Below are 2832 nucleotides of genomic sequence, written 5' to 3'. Positions count from 1 at the left end.
TTTCAATCCTGTCAAGTCTTGTTGCTTTGTCATCACCCTCATTGACATTGATCTCAAGTGCTTTTTCTACGGCTATCAGCATCTCCAGAGCTTCTTCTTCTACCCGCTGTCCGGTTTCTTTGATGTATGTCTGAATTTCTTTAGAAATGGCGTCACGACGGTAATGCACATCGTTCTCTGTATCGAGGTTATCTATATTCAGGACACTTTCCACAGCAGTCAGTTTCTCAAGTACTTCAGGCATGACTTTGGGGTGGCCTGGTGTTTTGATGTCGTTCAGTTCATTTTCCAGCTTTGAAAGATCATAGAGTTTGTTACGCAGCATTGATTCCAGGCTTGTGCGGTCTTTCAGTGTAGTGTCTTCGATCAGATCAATACCAAGTGCCGCTGCCAGAACGGCTTTTGTCTCCTTGATGAAAGCATACTGTTTATCAAGTTGATCATCCATTGTCTTGAGTTGTTGGCGTTGAACTGCTTCTTGAGCATGCATTGCTTCAATTTTTTGAAGCAGGCATTTTTCCTGATCGTGAACATCTGCATGGATATCAAAATCCTGAATCTTCAAATGTAAGGCAATGGCTAAATAGCGGGCTTTGATATGTGCTGTTTTTCTGGTGTATGAGCTGGCGCTTTGCTGAAGATGCTTTTGAATGGACTGAAAGCGGGCATCCAGATCATTTTCATTATCCGGAACAATACCGAGTTGGCCTTCAATAGTGGCCAGATTTATTTTTACAGTGTCTTCCTCAGGTTGTCCTGTTGTGGTAACTGCTCTGAAGATTTCATTAAGTTTCTCCCGGATGCGTTTGGCTTGCTCTTCTGGTGGCATGTTATCATCCCAGTCACCTATGCCAAGCTTTGTTGCTCTTTCAGAATAGTAAGCCTTTCTGGCATCACGAAGTTGTTGTGCCAGGGCTGGAATTTGTTTGCTTTCCTGCTGAAGATCCTGTTCCCGGTTTCCCAGGGCTTCCAGTTCGACACGAAGCTTTACAAGCTCATCCTCGATTCGTTGGTTTATTTGTCGTGCTTTGAGTTTTTCCTCTTCACTGGTAACTTCTGTAGCCGATAAGTGCTGCAACTCATTTTTAATATGGAGGATTGTGGCTTCTTTTGTCTGTAGCTCCTCCAGTCTTTTATACGTTTCAGGCAGCTGCCTGATCATGTCGCTAATCACTTTGTCAGCAAACTGTTCGTCGACCCCGGGAGGACCGATCTCCTTTTTGCTGATAAAGCGAATAACAGACATGAACGTTTGAATAAAGCGTTGATTAGTCAGAAGCTCTCTAATTACGGGTTTGAAGCCGAAGTGTTTTTCGAGTTGAAACTTTAACCAGGTTGGCGTGATGACAGACCAGACCGCTTTGATGTGTCCAAATGTGAATTCAAATTGATAGTCATTGTCCGGAGTAGCACTGGTCAATGCCTGCCGGAGATATTCATAGTATATAAGCCTGGCCAGTGGATATAATTTGAATTCAGTTTTGCGTTGTTCGTAGTGTGCAGCTGACTCCTCAAGCAGTGCCAACTGCCTGCTCCGAATAACGTACTGGTAGATTCTGGTGTCGTAGCTTTTAATCTGTGTTTTTAGTGCCTCAGCGGGATAATTGTTCTCAGCTTTTTCCAGGAGTTTATGGAGGTTTTCTATAAAGGCGATATCATTCGGATACTGCAACTGACCATGGAAAACAATAACCTCCCCCGGAGTTTTTTTTACTTCCAGCTTTGGATAGCCCTCAGGCACAGGGTAAGCATAAGTATCATCTTCGACGTGCACAACATATCCGATGGGTTTACTGTGTTTTAACAGTTCATTAAGAGCCTGCTGTTGTAAATCCTCTCCCAGGACATGAACCTGAATGTAGGCAGAGGTGGCTGCTGCAAGGAGAGCCTCATCATTGACGAAGAGCGATTGGCCCAGGCGCTTCAGTTCAGGAGGCTGATCACCTCCGGAGATAAGACGCATGAAGGTACGTCCATTCACTTCAACTTGTTCTACTTCAATGGTAGCGAGGGCGACATAGTGGTCACGGGTGCCGAGTTTTCCTGCTCTTTGATCGGCACCTTCGAGCACTTCGGCCAGTTGTGCGGGTCTGGCAATTTTTGTCAACGGCTCCAGAGGTTCGATGCAATCCATTTGATCAAACACAGCCTCAACTGAATCCTGATCGGTCATTCCGGCCCTGACTTCAATGACCAGTTCTCTTTCTTCAAGGTTATGGGTGAACCTGAAGACACCCTCATCAGCCACCTTCAAAATTTTGGTGTATTTCTGAGCAACGTCATTCTCGTCTGTTTCAAACAGATCAACAATGGCAACACCAGCGTCGATGCCAGAAAGAACGTCTGTGAAAGAAGGAAAGACAAAGTCTGCATTGAATGGAGCCGGATCTGGGTAGGTGGTGGTAAAGGATTTGGGTATTGGCTGCTGGTCATCACCTAAAGTCGGCTTAACTACGGCCTCACTCTGGATCAGCTCCGCTCGTCCATTGCCGTGAATACCAACAAACTTTGTCAGCAGCCTGCGATCAGCCAGTGCCTGTGTAACCATGATGGAAGAGCTGATGGCAACAGCCACTGCAAGGCTTAATGCATTGAGACGAGTATATGTCATTCTACTACCCTTATCGTCACCCTAACCTTGCTCAAAATCTGCCTGTGTTGGTTTCACGACTTCAGGCAGAAGGCCTGATTGAGCGATATTTCTCTTGTCATGTACAGGAACTCTCTTATCATCGCTTTATTGCCATTTGTAGAAGGCACCCAGAGTGTAGAAGTAAGGAATACTTTCTGCGTGGGAGAATGACCATTTAGGCACATTTTCCTTGAAGTATT

1 protein-coding gene is annotated in these 2832 nt (G+C 45.3%); it reads right to left on the bottom strand.

Annotation, left to right across the window (positions count from 1 at the left end; all coding sequences use genetic code 11):
- Positions 1 to 2611: hypothetical protein (locus tag KDK16_RS12510; protein WP_257276376.1), on the bottom strand; the 2611-nt coding region annotated here is incomplete at its 3' end.
- Positions 2612 to 2832: the final 221 nt, after the last annotated feature.

Source organism: Endozoicomonas sp. SESOKO4 (assembly GCF_024606275.1).
This window is presented reverse-complemented; position numbering and strand designations above follow the sequence as displayed.